The sequence below is a fragment of the Corynebacterium zhongnanshanii genome (assembly GCF_014490575.1).
GTDB lineage: Bacteria > Actinomycetota > Actinomycetes > Mycobacteriales > Mycobacteriaceae > Corynebacterium > Corynebacterium zhongnanshanii.
Genome location: NZ_CP061033.1, coordinates 168,040 through 186,786, shown reverse-complemented (window position 1 = coordinate 186,786; position 18,747 = coordinate 168,040). Strand labels below are relative to the sequence as shown.

General features: G+C 61.4%; 16 protein-coding genes and 1 pseudogene. 10 read left to right on the top strand and 7 right to left on the bottom strand.

Annotated elements, in window-relative coordinates:
- The first annotated feature begins 325 nt into the window (after positions 1-325).
- Complete coding sequence (locus IAU67_RS00830) at positions 326-544, top strand: hypothetical protein (RefSeq protein WP_151842658.1); 219 nt, start codon at positions 326-328, stop codon at positions 542-544.
- Here IAU67_RS00830 and IAU67_RS00825 read toward each other — a convergent pair.
- Complete coding sequence (locus tag IAU67_RS00825) at positions 541-1,698, bottom strand: glycosyltransferase family 4 protein (RefSeq protein ID WP_151842659.1); 1,158 nt, start codon at positions 1,696-1,698, stop codon at positions 541-543. The genes IAU67_RS00830 and IAU67_RS00825 overlap by 4 nt on opposite strands.
- A 108-nt stretch (positions 1,699-1,806) precedes the next feature.
- Between IAU67_RS00825 and IAU67_RS00820 the strand changes: the two genes are divergently transcribed.
- The 3 genes from IAU67_RS00820 to IAU67_RS00810 all read left to right on the top strand — a co-directional run bounded on the left by IAU67_RS00820 (position 1,807) and on the right by IAU67_RS00810 (position 6,324).
- The gene (locus IAU67_RS00820) at positions 1,807-2,619 is read left to right on the top strand and encodes a class I SAM-dependent methyltransferase (protein ID WP_151842716.1); all 813 of its coding nucleotides are present in this window, start codon (positions 1,807-1,809) and stop codon (positions 2,617-2,619) included.
- A 156-nt stretch (positions 2,620-2,775) separates the two neighbouring features.
- Positions 2,776-4,002: an acetyl-CoA C-acetyltransferase gene (locus IAU67_RS00815; RefSeq protein WP_151842660.1), complete on the top strand. Its 1,227-nt coding sequence runs from the start codon at positions 2,776-2,778 to the stop codon at positions 4,000-4,002.
- A 51-nt stretch (positions 4,003-4,053) separates the two neighbouring features.
- Positions 4,054-6,324 carry a 3-hydroxyacyl-CoA dehydrogenase NAD-binding domain-containing protein gene (locus IAU67_RS00810; protein ID WP_151842661.1) on the top strand — a complete coding sequence of 757 codons (2,271 nt, stop codon included), beginning with the start codon at positions 4,054-4,056 and terminating at the stop codon, positions 6,322-6,324.
- A 144-nt stretch (positions 6,325-6,468) separates the two neighbouring features.
- On the opposite strand, the gene IAU67_RS00805 is transcribed toward IAU67_RS00810, so the two are convergent.
- Positions 6,469-6,804 (bottom strand): hypothetical protein, encoded by a 336-nt coding sequence (locus tag IAU67_RS00805; RefSeq protein WP_151842662.1) that lies wholly within the window; start codon positions 6,802-6,804, stop codon positions 6,469-6,471.
- Positions 6,805-7,224: 420 nt separating this feature from the next.
- On the opposite strand from IAU67_RS00805, the gene IAU67_RS00800 reads away from it, so the two are divergent.
- A complete protein-coding gene (locus tag IAU67_RS00800) occupies positions 7,225-7,536 on the top strand; it encodes a hypothetical protein (RefSeq protein ID WP_151842663.1) in 312 nt (103 codons plus the stop codon).
- 57 nt (positions 7,537-7,593) lie between these two features.
- On the opposite strand, the gene IAU67_RS00795 is transcribed toward IAU67_RS00800, so the two are convergent.
- Positions 7,594-8,265, bottom strand: coding sequence for a TetR/AcrR family transcriptional regulator (locus IAU67_RS00795; RefSeq protein ID WP_151842664.1), 672 nt, complete (start codon positions 8,263-8,265; stop codon positions 7,594-7,596).
- Positions 8,266-8,340: 75 nt separating this feature from the next.
- Positions 8,341-9,072, bottom strand: coding sequence for an acetolactate decarboxylase (budA, locus tag IAU67_RS00790; RefSeq protein ID WP_370451994.1), 732 nt, complete (start codon positions 9,070-9,072; stop codon positions 8,341-8,343).
- Between the two features lie 238 nt (positions 9,073-9,310).
- Here budA and ahpC point away from each other — a divergent pair, with 238 nt between their 5' ends.
- Together ahpC and ahpF are read left to right on the top strand one after the other, a co-directional pair.
- Positions 9,311-9,874 (top strand): alkyl hydroperoxide reductase subunit C, encoded by a 564-nt coding sequence (gene ahpC, locus IAU67_RS00785; RefSeq protein WP_151842666.1) that lies wholly within the window; start codon positions 9,311-9,313, stop codon positions 9,872-9,874.
- Positions 9,875-10,006: 132 nt separating this feature from the next.
- Complete coding sequence (gene ahpF / locus IAU67_RS00780; RefSeq protein WP_151842667.1) at positions 10,007-11,608, top strand: alkyl hydroperoxide reductase subunit F; 1,602 nt, start codon at positions 10,007-10,009, stop codon at positions 11,606-11,608.
- A gap of 98 nt (positions 11,609-11,706) precedes the next feature.
- Here ahpF and IAU67_RS00775 read toward each other — a convergent pair whose 3' ends face one another.
- The 3 genes from IAU67_RS00775 to IAU67_RS00765 form a co-directional block, all read right to left on the bottom strand.
- Entirely contained in the window at positions 11,707-13,530 is a 1,824-nt protein-coding gene (locus IAU67_RS00775; protein ID WP_151842668.1) for a phosphoenolpyruvate carboxykinase (GTP), read from the bottom strand.
- Positions 13,531-13,578: 48 nt separating this feature from the next.
- Positions 13,579-14,124 carry a DUF6802 family protein gene (locus IAU67_RS00770; RefSeq protein WP_151842669.1) on the bottom strand — a complete coding sequence of 182 codons (546 nt, stop codon included), beginning with the start codon at positions 14,122-14,124 and terminating at the stop codon, positions 13,579-13,581.
- 101 nt (positions 14,125-14,225) lie between these two features.
- Complete coding sequence (locus IAU67_RS00765) at positions 14,226-15,083, bottom strand: hypothetical protein (protein ID WP_151842670.1); 858 nt, start codon at positions 15,081-15,083, stop codon at positions 14,226-14,228.
- Between the two features lie 33 nt (positions 15,084-15,116).
- Here IAU67_RS00765 and trmB point away from each other — a divergent pair, with 33 nt between their 5' ends.
- The 3 genes and pseudogenes from trmB to IAU67_RS00750 all read left to right on the top strand — a co-directional run.
- Complete coding sequence (gene trmB, locus IAU67_RS00760; protein ID WP_151842671.1) at positions 15,117-15,881, top strand: tRNA (guanosine(46)-N7)-methyltransferase TrmB; 765 nt, start codon at positions 15,117-15,119, stop codon at positions 15,879-15,881.
- Positions 15,866-16,528: an NYN domain-containing protein gene (locus tag IAU67_RS00755; RefSeq protein ID WP_151842672.1), complete on the top strand. Its 663-nt coding sequence runs from the start codon at positions 15,866-15,868 to the stop codon at positions 16,526-16,528. Before trmB ends, IAU67_RS00755 begins: the two co-directional genes overlap by 16 nt.
- A gap of 83 nt (positions 16,529-16,611) precedes the next feature.
- A pseudogene (locus IAU67_RS00750) lies at positions 16,612-18,747 on the top strand (MMPL family transporter); the annotation flags it as partial.

The window sequence follows — 18,747 nt, the reverse complement described above, 5'->3', positions numbered from 1 at the left end:
TTTTCTCCAGTGCATTACTCAACCTGCTGATAAGGAAGGCCACCGCGAGGAGAACCAGGGCGAGCGTAGGGAAGTATATGCTCGCCACCACCGCAACTATCGTGGCAATGAACAAACCGAGGGTTAAACGACAAAATGCCTGTCCGGAAAACGGTAATTTCCGGGCCCTAAGTGGCATGCAGCGGCTGAGACAATCCCCGCTGCACCGGCCGGGACATTGCCAGCCCTGCTGGCAGTAAGCACGCTGGCACAACCATAGGACTTTGTCGCAGTTCTTGAACATTTCCCCAGGACAGAATCTCGAAAGAGCGAAATAATCCTATGGTTGTGCCAGGGTACCTCCCAACACGACCGTGACATCCTCGCGCACGGCATCATTGACTTTCACCCGGCACCGATTGGCCCGCCGGAGGTCACCGCCGATCACATGCAGGAATGGTTCGAGTACGGTGCTCAGCTCTCCCGACCAGCTCCGCACTCGACGGTGTACCCACAGCTGACGGCGTGCCCACAGCTGACAGCACACTCGCGCCGTCAGTCTTAACCCTTGAGCGACCGCAGCAGCCGCTCCCACGCCCGCCCGGTCGCGTCCCAGCTGAAGGACTCCGCGCGCCGTCGGGCGGCGTCGCCCAGCCTGCGGCGCCAGTCCGGGTTCTCGATCAGCTTTTCGATCGTGGTGATGAAGTCGCCTTCGTTCTCGACCAGCACGCCGGTCTCGCCATCGATCACGGAATCCTTCAGCCCGGCAGACGCCTTGTATCCCACGGTCGGCACGCCGTGCTGACCCGCCTCAATGACCGCAAGCCCCCAGCCTTCCTTCCTGGACGGCATGACGTGCAAGGACGCACGGTTCAAAATGCGGTGCTTCTGGTCTTCGGACACGTGCCCGTGGAACACCACGTACTGTTCGATGTTCAGCTCCTCGGCGTAGTCCCGCAGCTTGTCCATCCACCAGCCGTCGCCCACAACATCCAGCCTGACCTGGGGATAATCCCGCACAATCCCAGCCAGCGCCAGCAGGGCGTGCTCAATCTGCTTGTGTGGCACCAGCCGGGACAGCGTGACGATGTGCACGGTGTCCACGTCCTCGGGGGAGACCTGATCCTCCGGCTGGGGCGCCGGGTCCACTCCGTTGCGAATGATGGTCATGTTGTGGGCGGGCACCCCCAGTCCGATGAACTCGTCCGCCGACGGCTGGGAGACCGTCACCCACTTGTTGGCACGATGCACCCACGGGCTGATCGTGGACTCAATGAGCCAACCCAGCCGGGACAGAAACGGCCCCGCCACCGACCATTGTTCCTTGTGGCAATGGTGGGTCAGCACCACCGTGGGGGCACCGGAGATCACGCTGGCGAAAAAAGGGACGCCGTTTTGGGTGTCCACCACGGCGTCGGGGGTACGTCCGCGCAGGCGCTGCCACAGCAACCAGGCCAGGGCGCGGGGGTAGACGGTCAGGTTCCCGCCGCCGCGAATCACCCTGAATGCGCTGCTGGCGGCGGGATGGTCGTCTCCTGGTCCCACGTCGACCCCGTTGATATTCCACGACGCCCTCGGCGCGCCCTTATACGCCGCGGTGCGGAAGATAACCTCATGTCCTTGAGCGGCGAGGTAGCTTCCCACCCGTTCGAGGTAGCGCTCACTACCGCCACCTTCGGGGTGGTTGGTATCTCTCCAGCACAACAGGACTATCTTCATGATAGAAATAACCTTAGCGTCCGAAGCGCTTCTTCAGGCGCATTTGTCTGAAAGTATGAGTACATGACTCTTTTCGCTCGGCTGCGGCGCCTCGTCGGCCCGCTCACGATGGCCTCCACTGCGGCGGCTAGTTCGATCGTAAACCCGGCACTGACGCAGTGGAAAAAGCGCGCCACGTTGAGACGTGCCTGGGGGTTGTTGAGCGACTTCAAGTACGAGCAAACGAACCCTGACATTTTCTACGGGCACCTGGCGGAGGACACGGTGGGCCTCATCAAGGCCCTTTACGCAGGTGCGACGGGGTCCGCGCTGGCCCACACTCGGATCCTGGATGTGGGCGGTGGCCCCGGCTATTTCGGGGTGGCCTTCGCGAAGGAGGATGCGCAGTACTACACCTGCGAGCCGGATGTGGGCGAGATGGCCGCCGCTGGCATTCGCCTGGCCAGCTCCGTGCGCGGCTCGGGCCTGGACCTGCCGTTTCGCGATGAGGCGTTCGACATCACGTACTCCTCCAACGTGGCCGAGCACGTCCCGGATCCCTGGCGCATGTTGGACGAGATGCTGCGTGTGACGGCCCCCGGCGGCGTGGTGATTTACAGCTACACGTGCTGGCTGGGACCGTTCGGCGGGCACGAGACCGGCTTGTGGCCGCACTATGTGGGCGGCGAATTCGCCGCCCGTCGTTACCGTCGCATGCACGGCACGGAGCCGAAAAACAGGTGGGGTGTGTCCCTTTTTGATGTGAGCTGTGGGGACGGGTTGCAGGCGTCGAATAATATCGGGCAACGCAACGGCAACGCGGAATTGGTGGCCACGTTCCCCCGGTATCACCCCTGGTGGGCATGGTGGATGGTGCGGGTGCCAGTGCTGCGCGAGTTTCTGGTATCGAATCTGGTGCTGGTGTTCCGAAAGTCCAGCTAGAACACCCTTAGCGGGGGTAAAGGTGTGTTTTTATAAGTGTTCGGATGGGCACTTGTCTGCCCAGGTTGGTAATGTGGCGCTCGACACATAGTGTGCAACCAGCACATCCACACAGACAAATGAAGTCTACAACGCAAGTGAGGAAACCAACCTGCCATGACTAGTAATGGTGCCCCAGAGGCTTACATCTACGACGCAGTCCGAACCCCACGCGGCAAGGGCAAGCCAGGCGGATCCCTGCACACCGTCAAGCCCGTCAACCTGCTCTCCGGCCTGATCGAAGCCATCATGGAGCGCAACCCCGGCATCGACCCAGCCGCCATCAGCGACATCATCGCAGGCTGTGTGACCCCCGTCGGCGACCAGGGCATGGACATCGCACGCACCGCAGCACTCAACGCCGGCCTGCCCTACACCGCAACCGGCCTGCAGGTAAACCGCTACTGCGCCTCCGGCCTCACCGCCGTGAACCTCGCAGCACAGAAGATCCGCTCCGGCTGGGACGAGCTCGTCTTCGCCGGCGGTGTGGAATCCATGTCCCGCGTCCCCATGGGATCCGACGGCGGCGCGCTGGCCCTGGACCCAGAATCCAACTTCTACAACGACTTCATCCCACAGGGCATCTCCGCAGACATTATCGCCACCCTGGACGGCGTGTCCCGCGAAGAGCTGGACGCCTACGCTGCACGCTCCCACGAGCGCGCATCCAAGGCCTGGGAAGAAGGCCGCTTCGACCGCGCCGTAATCCCTGTGAAGGACCAGAACGGCATCACCCTGCTGGACCGCGACGAAACCATCCGCCAGGGCACCACCCCAGAGTCCCTGTCCGGCCTGCGCCCAGCCTTCGCCATGATCGGCCAGCAGGGCGGATTCGACGCAGTGGCACAGACCAAGTACCCACAGATCGAGAAGATCAACCACGTCCACCACGCTGGTAACTCCTCCGGAATCGTCGACGGCGCCGCACTGGTCGCCATCGGTTCCGAAGAGGCCGGCAAGAAGTACGACCTCACTCCACGCGCCCGCGTGGTCTCCGTCGCTACCTCCGGTGTGGAGCCCACCATCATGCTGACCGCTCCAGCCCCAGCATCCCGCGCAGCCCTGGCCAAGGCTGGCCTGAAGCCAGAGGACATTGACATCTGGGAGATCAACGAGGCCTTCTCCTCCGTGGTTCTGCGTGCACAGCGCGAGCTCAACATCCCAGACGAGAAGCTCAACGTATCCGGTGGAGCCATCGCCATGGGCCACCCACTGGGTGCCACCGGCGCCATCATCACCGGAACCGCAGTAGACGAACTGCACCGCACCGGCGGCCGCTACGCCCTCATCACCCTCTGTGTTGCAGCAGGTATGGGTGTTGCCACCATCATCGAGCGCGTCTAGCCGCCTCCCAACAACCAACAACCCAACAACACTTCCAACAAGGAGACAACAATGAGCATGTTTAAGTGGGAGACGGACGCAGACAAGATCGTCACCATCACCATGGACGACCCAAACCAGCCGGTCAACACCATGAACTCCACCTTCCAGGACGCACTTCCTGAGCTGGTCGAGAAGCTGAAGTCCGGCGTAGAGGCCCAGGAGATCTCCGGTGTGATCATCACCTCCGCGAAGAAGACCTTCTTCGCCGGTGGCGACATCAAGTCCATGATCAAGGCCACCCCAGCGGACGCAGAGGCCCTCACCAAGGAAATCGACGGCATGAAGGCCGGCCTGCGCGCCATCGAAACCCTGGGCGTACCCGTGGTTGCCGCGATGAACGGCACGGCCCTGGGCGGTGGCCTGGAAATCGCTTTGGCTACCCACCACCGCATCGCCACGGATGCTAAGGGCGCGAAGTTCGGCCTGCCAGAGGTCACCCTGGGCCTGCTACCGGGTGGCGGCGGTGTGACCCGCGTGGTGCGCATGCTGGGCATCCAGGACGCACTGATGAAGGTCCTGACCACTGGTCGTCAGTTCCGCGCTGAAGACGCTGTAAAGGCCGGCCTGATGGACGAGGTTGTGCCAGCCGACCAGCTGCTGGACAAGGCCAAGGAGTGGATCAAGGCCAACCCAGAGGCCACCCAGCCATGGGACCAGAAGGGCTTCAAGATCCCGGGCGGAACCCCATCCACCCCAGCCCTGGCACAGTTCCTGCCATCCTTCCCAGCGAACGTCACTAAGCAGATCAAGGGTGCTCCTATGCCAGCACCTAAGGCCATCCTGAAGGCCGCTGTGGAAGGCGCTCAGCTGCGCAACATCGAAGAGGCTACCGCCGTTGAGACCCGCTACTTCGTGGAGCTCGTCACCGGACCTACCTCCAAGAACATGATGCAGGCTTTCTTCTTCGACCTGCAGTACTGCAACGGTGGCGGACAGCGCCCAGAGGGTGTGGAGAAGAAGCAGTTCAAGAAGCTGGGCATGGTTGGCGCCGGCATGATGGGTGCCGCTATCGCCTACGTTGCCGCGAAGGCCGGCATGGAGGTTGTCCTGAAGGACATCGCCATCGAGGCTGCGGAGAAGGGCAAGAACTACTCCGAGAAGCTGGAGGCTAAGGCTCTGGAGCGCGGCAAGACCACCAAGGAGAAGTCCGAGGCTCTGCTGAACCGCATCACCCCATCCGTGGACTACTCCGATCTGTCCGACTGTGACATCGTCATCGAGGCCGTGTTCGAGAACACCGAGCTCAAGCACAAGGTCTGGGCTGAGATCGAGGCTGTTGTTCCTTCCGACTGTGTTCTGGGATCCAACACCTCCACCCTGCCAATCACCGAGCTGGCTACCGGCGTGAAGCGCCCAGAGGCGTTCATCGGTATCCACTTCTTCTCCCCTGTGGACAAGATGCCTCTGGTGGAGATCATCCGTGGTGAAAAGACCGACGATGAGACCCTGGCAGCAGCCCTGGACTTCACCTCCCAGATCCGCAAGACCCCGATCGTGGTCAACGACTCCCGCGGTTTCTACACCTCTCGCGTGATTGGCTTCTTCCTGAACGAGGCTATGCGCATGCTGGCTGAGGGCATCGACCCTGCCGTGATCGAGGCTGCCGGCCGCCAGGCTGGCTACCCTGCCCCACCACTGCAGCTGCAGGATGAGCTGAACCTGAAGCTGGCTCGCAAGATCGGCGCTGAGACGAAGGCTGCTCAGGAGGCCGCAGGCATCAGCGTGGACGACGGTGGCGTGACCGAGATCGTGGATGCGATGCTGGACAAGTTCGACCGCCCAGGCAAGCTGGAGGGCCGTGGCTTCTACGAGTACAACGAGGAGGGACGCCGCGCGGGTCTGTGGCGTGGCCTGTGGGACGAGCTGGGCGCCGGACGTGTTGTTGTGTCCGACGCCGAGTCCTCTACCTCCGGGCGCGGTCTGGATACCGCGGAAGCTCAGGACGGCGCTCCGAAGTTCATCGACTTGGTGGAGCGCATGCTGTTCGCCGAGGCTCTGGAGACCCAGAAGTGCCTGGACGAGGGCGTTCTGATGAGCGATGCGGATGCCAACATCGGTTCCATCCTGGGCATTGGTTTCCCAGCGTGGACTGGTGGTACTCGCCAGTACATCAAGAACTACGCTCGCCCTGCTGCCGCAACTTTGCCTGAGGGCAAGGTTGCCGACGTTGATGGCGGCGACTACCCAACCACCGGCGTGGCTGGTTTCGTGGCTCGTGCCGCTGAGCTGACTGAGAAGTACGGCGAGCGCTTCGAGGTTCCGGAGTCCCTGAAGGCCTAAGCGTTCACGGCGCTGGTGCCAGGGAAGATTGCACCGAGAAGGCTAGTTCCTTCACCGGCTTGAGGTCGGACTGAATCATCAGTCCGACCTCTTTTTCGTAGCTGGACGCTCTCGTGTCCCCCTAGCTGGGCGCCCTCGTGTGATTCATCTTTTGGCAGACAACGCTTCCTCAACGCGAGAGTATCCACGTTGGTAAAACTCTACATTCTTTCCACCGAGATTAAACAGAGCTTTTATCGACTGTTTCAGCGTGACACTAATAGCGCCATCATCAGCCTTTTCAGCTTGCACCTCAATCGGAGCGAGGTAGTTGTCCGTCACATACACCCCCATCATCCGATACTTGAGTGGGTGGCCAACATGCACCGTCAGATGACTCTTCCCACTGTCCTTAACCTTATATCCAGGCAAGGAGGAAAGTTTAGTGCGAACATCATTCAGAGCGGATTCTGGGCCCAGTTCAAAGGTTTTCGTAATCACACTTTCTCCCTACTAGTCATAGAATTTAATGTTTTGAACATACCTTCAAGCACGCAAAGCAATCTGAGCCAAGCCCTTTAATCGCTGCTCGACGCTTGCAATGTATGTAGTTCACCGTACACAAGCTGTTACTCACCTCGCTAGGTTTCTCTTAAATTTCCCCACAATGGGGGTGGATCACCAATAGGTAATAATTGAAATTGTGTGGATATTTTTCAAAATTCGAAGAATGCTTGTTTAATTCACAATTAATTACAAATTGACTCAACACACTAAGCGCTACCCCTTCCCGAGCTCCCCTCATCCATCCCCACCTTTGCCTTACCTAACCTAACTTATGCTATCGTGAACGAAACGAATCTTCACCACCACTACAGAAGCTGGCATGCCAACTAAGATGAAAGCCAAGGACTGGAATCCATGAATGACAACCGGAAAGACCGCCCGAAGTTCACTACCAAAGAGTTCTTTGATGAATTCTGGGAACCACGAGGCTGGGCAGCGGGCGGAGCCGGCCTCATCATCTTCGCCCTGGTCGCAGAGTTTATAAGCTCGGGAAAACTGGATATGAAGCCCGATTACGAATGGCATGCAGTAGCACTCATAGGGCTCATTCCTGGCCTCATATTCTGGCTCCTTGGCGACAAGTTCTCCCGGACGATATGCATCATCCTGTCCGTCTCCAGTGTCATTGCAGCCGAACTGGCGCTCTACATACTCGTTGGACGTTAACGACCCCCCCCCCACGAACGCTCCCGGGCGCACGCGCCCTATCCCGCGTGCGCTCCCCTACTGGCCAATAAGCTCCGCGGCCACGGCAGACAGCTCCAGCTCTCCCCACGCCAGCTCATGCGCACGAACAGGATCCACCCCCATCATCCGCAGAATGTTCTCGCACAACGCATCGGTCGCCTGATCAGCAGACAACTCCGGATGGTCATGCAACCTGCGCCCCAGCATCAGCATGGCGCCCACCGTGGCACCCACAACCCCTTCGGGATCCTCCAGGTGAAACACTCCATCGGCGACCCCACGGTCAATACTCCCGCGCATCTTCTCTACAAATCCAGTCCCCTGGGCGTAGTAGTCCGCCCCCAAGCGGATCAGCACCTCAGAAATCAACGGCGCAACGCGATGCACGCGCCCCACAACACGGAAGTTCCTCGCCACGACCTCATCAGCAGCATCCTCACGAAGCGTATCCTCAACCAGCAGATCGGACAGCCTATTCACCGCCTCATACGCAGACTGCTCAAAAAACTCCTGCTTAGTGTTGAAGAAATTATAGAAGCTGCCATTGCTCACCCCTGCACTGTGGCAAATCCGCAGAATCGACACATCCGTCTCCCCCTGCGCCAGAAAACTTAAGCCCGCTTTCAACAGCAGCAGCCGCGTCCTCTCCGGCCTGCTGGCATCCGCCTCGGGAGCCATCAGCATCTCGCTGATCCAGTCGATATTCATAGGGATAATTATAAGGTCACGCTCCGACGGGCAGGTGCGGGTAGCGCCTGCCCGTCCACACACCACGGTGATCGTCTATCGTTTCACTTCGGTTTTGTGAAGCTGGGCGTCGATATCCTCAGGGGCAAGGTTTGCTGCGGAAAACTCACGGGTCAGCGGCAAGCGCAATTCCAGGTCGGTTCCGGGGCAGAGTTCGATCTTTCCCTCCTCCAGGGTGAAATCCAGCACGTGGCCGCCGACGGTCCGGTCATCGTCGATGAAGTGCACGTGACAACCCGGCACGGAGATTCCCTTTTCGTAAATGGGCGTGCGGAATCCGGCGATCACGCCGCTGACGTTGTCGAAGATCTGCTCGGCGTCATCGTCCGTGGCTTCCGTCATGGGCCGGTAAGGTTGCTGCTGCTTCACCACGGTGCGGGTGGTCACGCGACTGAAGCGCCCGGTGATGCGCACGGCGTACATGTAGTTTTCGCTGGGGGTCATCTCGTCGATGAAGCCGGAGAGGTCCGCGCGCGTGATGTTCTTCGGGGCGCGGCGGCGAATGCGGGGCACGAAGTTGGTGCACACGGCGTACGGCGACCCGGCTTGGAGGTCGGCCAGCGTGGCCGTGCCGTCGTGTCGCAGCTGGTAGCAGATGCCGTCCACAATGACCATTTCCCCGTCGAGCGCATCGAAGGTTCCCAGGCCGAAGTTGCCTTTGCCCAGGAGCTCCCCGACGGTCATTTCGCCGTCGTAGATCCCGTCCAGCAGGGCTGTCATCAGCGAGTTCTGGAAGATGGTGTGGCGATAGATATTGTCCTGGCTCATGGTGCCCATTCTGCCACCTCCGCACAGCCACCTCCGCAGGGAGCTCGGCGCCAGCCTCGCCCGATCGGCGTTGCCGCAGTGTCCGCGGCGGCCGCATAGGGTCCACCTAATCACTATTATTAGGAAGAATTAATTTATACCCCCCTTATAAGTTGAATAGTCTTATAAGACAAGCGCAGTGCCGAAAAAACAGCTATAGTCGGCCATACACGAACCAAACATGAAGGAGTTCAACACCATGTCTTTGATCAACACTGAAATCCTCCCCTTCAAGGCACAGGCATTCCACAACGGCGAGTTCGTTGAGGTCACCGAGAAGGACGTCCTCGGCAAGTGGGCCATCTTCTTCTTCTACCCAGGCGACTTCACCTTCGTCTGCCCCACCGAGCTGGGCGACCTGGCTGATTACTACCCACAGCTGCAGGAACTGGGCGTAGAGGTCTACTCCGTGTCCACGGACTCCCACTTCGTTCACAAGGCATGGCACGGCGAGTCCGAGCACGTCTCCAAGGTGAACTACTACATGCTGGGCGACTCCAACGGAGAGATCACCAACAACTTCCAGAACATGCGCCCAGGTGCCGGCCAGGCCGACCGCGCCACCTTCCTGATCGACCCAGAAGGCGTAATCCAGTACATCGAGCAGACCGCCGAAGGCATCGGCCGCTCCGCCGAAGAGCTGCTGCGTAAGGTCAAGGCCGCTCAGTACGTCGCTGCACACCCAGGCGAGGTATGCCCAGCCAAGTGGGAAGAGGGCGAAGACACCCTGACCCCAGGCATCGACCTCGTGGGCAAGATCTAACACTCGTTCGCAGTGCCAACACATGGCGGGCCGGGGAACCTACCCGTCCCGCCATTTTTATTTTTTTATCCGACGCCCCAGCGCACGCACGCCACGGCGTCGTAAAAAAGAAAAAGAAAAGGAAGCCACACCATGGCCAAGCAATTGCTAGACGACAACCTGAAAAAGCAGCTGGGCAGCCTGGTCCCCCGCATCACTGAAGACGTGGAACTGGTCTACAGCCTGGACGAGCGCCCGCAGTCCGAGGACCTGGAGCAGCTGCTCACGGACATCGCCAGCCTTTCCGAGAAGATCACCGCGCGCCGCGACGACGATGCCCACCCACGCCAGCCATCCTTCTCCATCAACCGCGTGGGCAGCGACATCGGCGTAACCTTCGCCGGCATCCCGATGGGCCACGAATTCAGCTCGCTGGTCCTCGCCCTGCTGCAGGTCGGCGGCAACCCCATCAAGGAAGAGCAGGATCTGATCGACCAGGTGAAGAACCTGGATGGTGACTACGAATTCGTCACCTACATGTCCCTGACCTGCCAAAACTGCCCCACCGTGGTGCAGGCACTGAACACCATGGCCGTGCTGAACCCACGCATCAAGCACACCGCCGTGGAAGGATCCCTGTTCCAGGACGAGGTGAAGGATCGCAACGTCCTGGCCGTTCCTACGATCTACCTCAACGGGGAAGAGTTCGGGCAGGGCCGCACCACCATCGAGGACTTCGTGCGCCGCCTGGACGAGGGAGCCGGTGCCCGCGAGGCTGAGAAGTTGAACGAGAAGGAGCCCTACGAGGTTCTGGTGGTGGGCCAGGGACCCGCAGGTGCCGCCGCCGCGATCTACGTGGCGCGCAAGGGACTGCGCGTAGGCCTGGTCGGCGAGCGCTTCGGTGGCCAGGTGCTGGACACGAACGCCATCGAGAACTTCGTGTCCGTGCCGTACACCGAAGGACCACAGCTGGGTGCCGCGCTGGAGGATCACGCGCGTCAGTACGACATCGACATCATCAAGGCACAGTCCGCCACCAGCTTCACCGCCGCAGCCCAGCCGGGCGGCGGCGTGGATGCCGGTGAGGACGCGCTCCACACCGTGCACTTCGGCGACGGTGCCTTAAAGGCCCGCGAAGTCATCGTGGCGACCGGCGCCCAGTGGCGCACCCTGGGAGTGCCCGGTGAGGACGAGTACCGCAACAAGGGCGTCACCTTCTGCCCTCACTGCGACGGCCCACTGTTCAAGGGCAAGTCCGTTGCCGTGATCGGCGGCGGTAACTCCGGTATCGAGGCGGCCCTGGATCTAGCCGGTGTGGTGAAGGACGTCACCGTGCTGGAGTTCGGCGATTCCTGCCGTGCCGACGACGTGCTGATGGACAAGGTGGAGGCCACCTCCAACATCAGTGTCATCACCTCCGCTGCCACCACCGAGATCGTGGGCGATGGCAAGAACGTCACCGGCCTGACCTACACGGACCGCACCACCGACGAGTCCAAGAGCGTGGACGTGGCCGGCGTGTTCATCCAGATCGGCCTGGTGCCGAACACGAAGTGGCTGGCTGACTCCGGCGTGGAGCTGAACACCCCAGGCGAGATCGTCACCGATCGCCGCGGCGCCACCAACGTGCCGGGCGTGTTCGGCGCCGGTGACTGCACGGATGTTCCGTTCAAGCAGATCATCGTGGCCGAGGGCTCGGGCGCGACCGCTGGTCTGTCCGCATGGGAGTTCTCCGTGACGGGAGGCAAGCGCTAACAACTGTCGTTGCAGGCGCGAGCAGCCAGCGCGCAGCCTGGACACGAACAAGGCCCGGCCGTCCCCGCGAGGGGATGGCCGGGCCTTACGCGTGCGCGCTACTTCGCCGCAGCGATGCGCTCCTTGAGGGAGTTGAACTCGTCCCATACCTCGGAAGGAACCTTCGGGCCCAGGAACTTCAGCCACTCTTCGTTGTCAGCCAGGTCGCGCTCCCACTCCTCTGGCTTCACCACGAGTGCTTCGCGGATGTCCTCTTCGGTTTCCTTCAGACCAGACACGTCCAGGTCCTCGTAGCGAGCGGTGTAGCCCACCACGGTCTCCTCGGCCTCCACTCGGCCTTCGATGCGGTCGATGATCCACTTCAGCACGCGGGAGTTCTCGCCGAATCCTGGCCACAGGAAGCGGCCGTCCTCGCCACGGCGGAACCAGTTGACCAGGAAGACCTCTGGCATCTTGTCGCCGCCCTTCTGGCCCATGTTGATCCAGTGCTGCAGGTAGTCACCGGCGTTGTAGCCGATGAACGGCAGCATGGCCATAGGGTCGTGGCGCAGGGATCCCACGGCAGCCTCGGCGGCCGCGGCGGTCTGGCCGGAGGCCAGGGTAGCGCCGATGAAGGTAGCGTGGTTCCAGTCGCGAGCCTGGGTCACCAGCGGCACGGTGTCTGGGCGGCGTCCACCGAACAGGATGGCGGACACGGGAACACCCTGAGGATCATTGAACTCAGGTGCTGCTGCTGGGCACTGCTCGATCGGCACGCAGTAGCGGGAGTTCGGGTGTGCGGCCTTGCTGCCGGAGTCTGGGGTCCACTCGTTGCCGAGCCAGTCGATGAGGTGCGCGGGAGCATCGCCGTCGATGTCTTCCCACCACACGCCGCCTTCGTCGGTCAGCGCCACGTTGGTGTAGAGGGCGTTTCCTGGCTCCATCGTGCGCATGGCCACGGGGTTGGAGCTGTAGTTGGTGCCGGGGGCCACACCGAAGAAGCCGTTTTCTGGGTTCACGGCGTACAGGCGGCCGTCCTCGCCGAAGCGCAGCCAGGCGATGTCATCACCCACAACCTCGGCACGCCAGCCTGGGATGGTGGGCTGGATCATGGCCAGGTTGGTCTTACCACATGCGGAAGGGAAGGCTGCACAGATGTAGTAGGCCTTATCCTCTGGGCTGATCAGCTTCAGGATCAGCATGTGCTCTGCCATCCAACCCTCGTCGCGTGCCATGGCGGAGGCGATACGCAGCGCGTAGCACTTCTTTGCCAGGATGGCGTTTCCGCCGTAGCCGGAGCCGTAGGACCAGATCTCGCGGTCCTCAGGGAAGTGGGTGATGTACTTCGTGTCATTGCATGGCCATGGAACGTCCTTCTCGCCTGGTTCCAGTGGCGCGCCCACGGAGTGCCAGCCCTTCACGAACTCGCCGTCCGTGCCGATCTTGTCCAGGGCTTCCTTACCCATGCGGGTCATGATGCGCATGGACATCACAACATAAGGAGAGTCCGTGATCTCCACCCCCAGCTTCGGGTCTGCGTCCGTGATGGGGCCCATGCAGAAAGGAACGATGTACATGGTGCGGCCACGCATGGAGCCAGAGAAGTGCTCGCGCATTTCGGCACGCATGGCCTCGGGGTCTACCCAGTTGTTGGTGGGGCCGGCTTCTTCTTCAGTCTTGGAGCAGATGAAGGTGCGGGACTCTACGCGGGCCACGTCGTCTGGGTTGGAGCGGGCGAGGAAGCTGTTGGGCTGGAAGTCATCAGCCAGCTTCAGGAGGGTTCCTCCGTCGACGAGCTGCTCTGCCAGCGTGTTCCATTCCTCGTCGGAGCCATCACAGAAAACAACGTTCTCCGGCTGGAAAAGCTCCACGCTGTCTTTAACCCAGTTGATCAGGTCTTGGTTGTCAGTTGGAACTTCTCCGATGAGTCCCTGAATGGTCATGGAGTTTCTCCCTCAGTTGCGAAAGTTTTCGGGTTCTAGGGCTCCAGCCTAACCCCATTCCCCCCGTTCAACACACTTCCACGCGCCCACTTCCCACTTCCCCTTGCCCATATCGGGGGTAGATGCCCAACTATGAGGCGAGGTGCCGTCCCCGGCCGTGGCGCCATCCTCCCCGTGGCCATACTGATCCGAATTTTCCCCGACGCCCAGCGCACCCCCCACATCAGTACTCCATCGCCAGGCAGACCAGTTCCCGTTGTAGTCGATGGAGGAGACGTAGTCGATACGTCCGTCCCCGTCGGTGTCCGCCAGAATGTTCATTCCTTGGCCGTCCGTCAGGGTGGCGGATTCTGTGTCCATATCCGCGGGGATCTGATAGTCCACTCCGTTGTATTCCATTAACAAGATCTCGTCCCCACTGGGCCCCACCAACGCCTGGGGATCGTCCAGCAGGGGGATGATGGCCGCCAACGGCGAGTCCTCCGGTGTGGATGCGATGGGCAGCGGTGCGTATTCCAGAGCCCAGTCGGCGCCAGGCGTGGTGTGTGATGGTAGGCCGTAGAGGCCGTCGGTGTAGTCCGGGTTGTAGTCCATAATGATCCCCTCGATAAAAGATGGCTAGATACAAGGTGCTAGATAAAAAGGTGTATGTGTGTTGGTGTCTCTCACGCCAGCCCAGGCACTGCTCGCGTGCCTCACGTGAGCGCCGGCGCCACCCGCGCGATCTGCACGCGCGAGGTCATCGCCGCCGTCAGCGCCGTCAGATCCTGCTTGAGCTGCACCGCGCGCTGCTGCCTCGCAGCTTTCGCGTACTGAGCGTGCATCATCCACAGGCGGATCCCCGCCACGATCACAGCCAGTACCAGCCCCACCAGCAGCCCTAGCATCGGCTGCCCCAGTGCCCTGCCTAGCCCGAAGGGTGCCGCGAACGCACCACAGGTGGTCGCCAACGCGAGTGCGATCCGCCCCCAGGACGCCTCCACCGGAATGCGCGGGCACTCCGGTGGAGCCAACTCCATCGACGGAAAAGCCACACCCTGCCGCAGTGTCTCCGCCTGAAGATCCTCCACGAAAGACCAATAGGCGCGATCCCACTCCTGCGAAGAACCAATCCCCTGGTCGCACAGCCCCTGGATAGACCTATTCGCCCCCAGCCGAATCGCAATCTTCACCCGGTCCACGCGCTCCGCATCCGCCCGGTACGCATCCGAGGACCATTCCCGCACGCTCACCGCCACGGCACGCACAGCAGCCGGGATCTCCTCCACCGTGGATAAAAACGAGATACCGGGAAGGTCGGGAGGTTCGGCGTCGGATAATTCAGGATCATCACGGGTCAGGACAATCACACAGCCCTGGCCGGACGCCACCGCCCCCACCACGTGGCAGGACGCCGCATCCCACCGCTCCACCACAGCCACCACGGCGGTCGGGCGAGCATCCGGGCCCGCGCCCACCAGCACCTGCCACTGCGGCTGTATCTGCCGAAGCTCGTCGGCCACCTCATCCAGGCGCTCTTGCACCGGACCAATCACAGAAACTGAAGTCTGCATCTTGTATTCCCCCTGTCCCCTTCATCTGCAACAATGTTAGCGATGAATAATACCGAAAATACACGCGGTTCCCTCCCCCATGGGCGGCCGCTTCAAACTGATTTTAACGACGGACGCGATTATCCGCGACTAGGTTCCTTCTCTTTCCGCCGCGGCACCCTGACCGACAACCAGGAAGCACGCTGGGAAGAGCACTGGCCCCACTACGGAAAAGTGCTGGCAGATGAGGTGATTGACCTCCCCGAATGGTTCGGCCGCGATGCGGAGACCATCGTGGAAATTGGCTCCGGCACCGGCACCTCCACCGCCGCGATGGCACCCCTAGAAGCTGATACAAATATCATCGCCGTGGAGCTGTACCGCCCGGGATTGGCGAAGCTCCTCGGGGCAGTCGTGCGCGACGAGCTCACCAACATCCGCATGGTGCGGGGGGATGGCGTGGAGGTACTCCAGCGCATGTTCCAGCCCAACTCGCTGCAGGGCGTGCGCATCTTCTTCCCCGACCCCTGGCCCAAAGCGCGCCACAACAAGCGCCGCATCATCCAGTCCGGCACGCTGCACCTCATCGCCCAGCGCCTGAAGCCAGGCGGCATCCTCCACGTCGCCACCGACCACGCAGACTACGCAGAGTGGATTGACGAACTGGTGACCGTGGAACCGGAACTAGAATATCTGGGCTGGCCCGAGGACCAATCGGACATCCCGATCCTCACCGACCGGCAAATCACCACCAAATTCGAAGCAAAAGGCCTCGACAAAGAACACACAATTAGGGAGTACCTATGGCGGAAGAAGTAACCACCACAGTAGGAGGCCCACTGGCCCCAGGAGACTCCCGGCGCGTCCTCCTGATCTGGGATGCCCCCAACATCGACATGGGCTTAGGCTCCATCCTGGGTGGTCGCCCCAGCCCCGCGCACCGTCCCCGATTCGACGCCATCGGCCGCTGGCTTGTCCACCGCGCCGAAGAACTGTCCGAGGACTTCGATGGGGAGATTGAGCCAGAGGCGGCCGTCTTCACCAACATCGCCACCGGCACCGCAGACCTTGTCCGCCCATGGGTGGATGCCCTCCGGAACATGGGTTTTGCGGTGTTCGCCAAACCCAAGCTGAACGAGTACACCGATGTAGACCCGGACATGCTGGAGCACATCGAGCTGCGCCGCGAGCAGGGCGCGCTGGATGCTGTGGTGGTCGCCAGCGCCGACGGCCGGAACTTCCAGTCGCTCCTGGAGGAGCTGGCCGAGGAGATGCCGGTGACGGTCATCGGCTTCGAGGAGCATGCCGCGTGGGCAACCTCCCATGAGTCGATTGAGTTTGTGGACCTGGAGGACATCCCTGGGGTGTTCCGCGAGCCGCTGCCACGCATCAGCCTGGAGAATCTGCCTGCAGAGGGCGCGTGGCTGCAGCCGTTCCGTCCTCTATCTGCTTTGCTTGATCAATAACGTGATCACGAACGCCACTGGCGTTCGCCTCTCTTCCCCTCCCCGACCCTCTCATTTATCTGTCGAAAAGAGTCTTCTAGCGCATGTTTACTACCTGGGGCGATATTGCCTACCGCTTCCGTCGGCTGATTCCGCTGGTGATCATCACCGGCATTCTCATCCTGTACGGCATCTTCGGCACGCAGCTGGGTAGCAGGATGAGCCAGGAGGGCTGGGACGACCCGAACTCCGAGTCCACCCGCGCCGCCGTGATCGAGCAGAACACCTTCGGCCGTGACGACGACGGCGACGTGATCGTCCTAGTGACTTCCACGACCCCCGGTGGCGCGGTTACCGAGGAGGTCAAGGCCTCCATGACAGAACAGCTGGAGGCGCTGAAAGCCAAGTACCCGGATCAGATTGCCAGCATTCGTTCTTTCTTCCATAGAGGCCCGGCGCAGATGGCCAACGCGGATGGCACGGCGGCGTTCGCGGCGGTGTCCTTGAAGGGCGTGGAAGATGATGTGCTGAAAAACTATCGGGTGATCGAGGATGATTTGCACGCCATCAGCCTGGACGGTGCCGCTCCCGGCGCGCCCCAGGACACCCCCACGGTCCAGATCGCCGGCGCCACCGCCGTCTCCGGCGCGCTAGACAGCGGCATGGCCGGCGATATTTCCCGCGCGGAAGTCTACGCCCTCCCCGCAGTCGGGGTGCTGCTTCTCCTCGTCTTCGGAGGCGTAATCGCAGCCCTCATGCCGCTGTTGGTGGGCGTGCTGTCCATCCTGGGCGCCATGGGCGTGCTGTCCATCCTGGCCTCCCTCACACAGATCAACGTCTTCGCCCAGTCCGTGGTGACTCTGCTGGGGCTGGGCCTCGCCATTGACTACGGGCTATTCATGGTCTCCCGCTTCCGCGAAGAATTGGCCGAGGGCGCAGACGTACAGACAGCGGTGCGCAACACCACGGCGTCGGCGGGAAAGACGGTGGTATTCTCCGCGTTGATGGTGGCAGTGGCGCTGTCCGGGCTGCTCATCTTCCCCCAGGCCTTCCTGAAGTCCGTGGCCTTCGGTGCCATGAGCGCGGTGGGGCTGGCGGCGCTGTTCTCCGTGGCCGTGCTCCCTAGTATTTTCGCGATGCTGGGCCACAACATCGATAAGTGGGCGATTCGCAAGAACCACAAGCGCCGCAGTGAACTGTTCTTCAGCACCTGGGGCAAGATCCCTCAGTTCGCCATGAAGCACTCCAAGAAAGTTGTGTTCGTGGTGGTCGTGGGCCTGATCGCGCTGGCGGCCCCCATCGCCGGGATCAAACTCGGCGGCATCAACGAAACATTCCTGCCACCGGATAACAGCACGCGCGTGGCGCAGCAGGACTTCAACCAGGCCTTCCCCGATTTCCGGACGGATCCCATCAAGCTGGTCATCAGCGGCGACCCATCCGCGATCTCCCCGGTGTATCAGCAAGCGAACCAGGTGAAGGGGCTCAGCAGCCCCTTCAAGGTCTCCCAACCCACCAAGGACAACGTGACCGTGCTGTCTGCGGGCATCGCCAACCGCGATGACTACGGCCGCGTGGTGCGCGAGCTGGAAGCCATCGAGGCCGACGGCGCCGAGGTGCTGGTCGCCGGCACGCCTGCGCTGGAGCAGGAATCCATCGGAGCGCTGTTCCAGAAGCTGCCGTGGATGCTGCTCTACATCGTGGTGGTGAGCTTCCTGCTCATGGCCCTGATCTTCGGTTCGTTGATCATCCCAGCCAAGGCCGTGATCATGAACATCCTGGGCACCGGCGCCACCCTGGGCCTGCTGACTCTTCTATTTGTCGACGGCGTGGGCTCCGACCTGTTCAACTTCACCGCCGGGCCGCTGATGAGCCCCGTGCTGGTGCTGATCGTGGCCATCATCTTTGGACTCTCCACAGATTATGAGGTGTTCCTGGTCTCCCGTATGGTGGAGGCACGCAAACGCGGCGCCACCACGGACACGGCAATCCGTTTCGGCACCGCCACCACCGGCGGTATCATCACAGCGGCTGCGCTCATCATGATTGTTGTGTGTGGCGCATTTGGTTTCTCCACCATTGTCATGATGAAATACATTGCCTTTGGAATGGTGATCGCATTGATCCTCGATGCCACCATCATCCGAATGCTGCTTGTGCCCGCCATCATGCATCTGCTGGGCGCGGATAACTGGTGGGCCCCCGCAGCTGTCAAGAAAGCCTCCGAGAAGTTGGGTCAC

What these genes read in the sequence shown, in the direction of transcription:
- IAU67_RS00825 (WP_151842659.1), bottom strand. Translation starts at nt 1,698, where the DNA reads ATGAAGATAGTCCTGTTGTGCTGGAGAGATACCAACCACCCCGAAGGT.
- IAU67_RS00820 (WP_151842716.1), top strand. Translation starts at nt 1,807, where the DNA reads ATGGCCTCCACTGCGGCGGCTAGTTCGATCGTAAACCCGGCACTGACG.
- IAU67_RS00815 (WP_151842660.1), top strand. Translation starts at nt 2,776, where the DNA reads ATGACTAGTAATGGTGCCCCAGAGGCTTACATCTACGACGCAGTCCGA.
- IAU67_RS00810 (WP_151842661.1), top strand. Translation starts at nt 4,054, where the DNA reads ATGAGCATGTTTAAGTGGGAGACGGACGCAGACAAGATCGTCACCATC.
- IAU67_RS00800 (WP_151842663.1), top strand. Translation starts at nt 7,225, where the DNA reads ATGAATGACAACCGGAAAGACCGCCCGAAGTTCACTACCAAAGAGTTC.
- IAU67_RS00795 (WP_151842664.1), bottom strand. Translation starts at nt 8,265, where the DNA reads ATGAATATCGACTGGATCAGCGAGATGCTGATGGCTCCCGAGGCGGAT.
- budA (WP_370451994.1), bottom strand. Translation starts at nt 9,072, where the DNA reads ATGAGCCAGGACAATATCTATCGCCACACCATCTTCCAGAACTCGCTG.
- ahpC (WP_151842666.1), top strand. Translation starts at nt 9,311, where the DNA reads ATGTCTTTGATCAACACTGAAATCCTCCCCTTCAAGGCACAGGCATTC.
- ahpF (WP_151842667.1), top strand. Translation starts at nt 10,007, where the DNA reads ATGGCCAAGCAATTGCTAGACGACAACCTGAAAAAGCAGCTGGGCAGC.
- IAU67_RS00775 (WP_151842668.1), bottom strand. Translation starts at nt 13,530, where the DNA reads ATGACCATTCAGGGACTCATCGGAGAAGTTCCAACTGACAACCAAGAC.
- IAU67_RS00770 (WP_151842669.1), bottom strand. Translation starts at nt 14,124, where the DNA reads ATGGACTACAACCCGGACTACACCGACGGCCTCTACGGCCTACCATCA.
- IAU67_RS00765 (WP_151842670.1), bottom strand. Translation starts at nt 15,083, where the DNA reads ATGCAGACTTCAGTTTCTGTGATTGGTCCGGTGCAAGAGCGCCTGGAT.
- trmB (WP_151842671.1), top strand. Translation starts at nt 15,117, where the DNA reads ATGTTAGCGATGAATAATACCGAAAATACACGCGGTTCCCTCCCCCAT.
- IAU67_RS00755 (WP_151842672.1), top strand. Translation starts at nt 15,866, where the DNA reads ATGGCGGAAGAAGTAACCACCACAGTAGGAGGCCCACTGGCCCCAGGA.